The sequence below is a fragment of the Streptomyces millisiae genome, assembly GCF_031845425.1.
In the GTDB taxonomy this organism is placed as follows: domain Bacteria; phylum Actinomycetota; class Actinomycetes; order Streptomycetales; family Streptomycetaceae; genus Streptomyces; species Streptomyces millisiae.
In genome coordinates, this window is record NZ_JAVREM010000235.1 from 1 (window position 1) to 480 (window position 480).

Consider the following 480-nt stretch of genomic DNA (forward strand, 5'->3'; position numbering starts at 1 on the left):
GTGTCCCGGGCGGGCGTCTGGTTCGGGAACCACTGAGGGGAAGCGGCTTGCAATTCGCTCAACTTGCCGAACGATTCTGTGAATCGACCGAGCCGGGCGTACGCGTTGGCCACGTCCAGTCCGTGTCGGCTCCGTACGCTGCTGGAGGGGCGGACAGTGAACAGGGGCATCTGCGCGGCGAGCCGCAGTGCTGTGTCCGGCTGATCCTTGACCAACGCGTCCTCCACGGTCAGCATCCGGACTGTTGTGGGGCCGAAGGTCCGAACCGTCTCGTGTGCGACCTTCACCTCCCGGCCGATCGCGGTCGCGGCGCTCCGGGCGAACCTCTTCATGTCCGCGGCGACCTCGGGCTGGTTGTTGCGGACCGCCGCGCCAGAAGCCCGCAGCAACAGCAGTCCCCATGCGGCGAGTTCAGAGGTTGTCGCACGGGTGATCCGGGGTTCCAGGTCGTCCGCCCACTGCGTTGCCAGCGTCAGAGCC

At 67.3% G+C, this 480-nt stretch carries 1 pseudogene; it reads right to left on the reverse strand.

The annotated features are described in order from the left end of the window. Window positions 1-480 (reverse strand): annotated as a pseudogene (locus RNC47_RS36420) (transcriptional regulator); the annotation flags it as partial.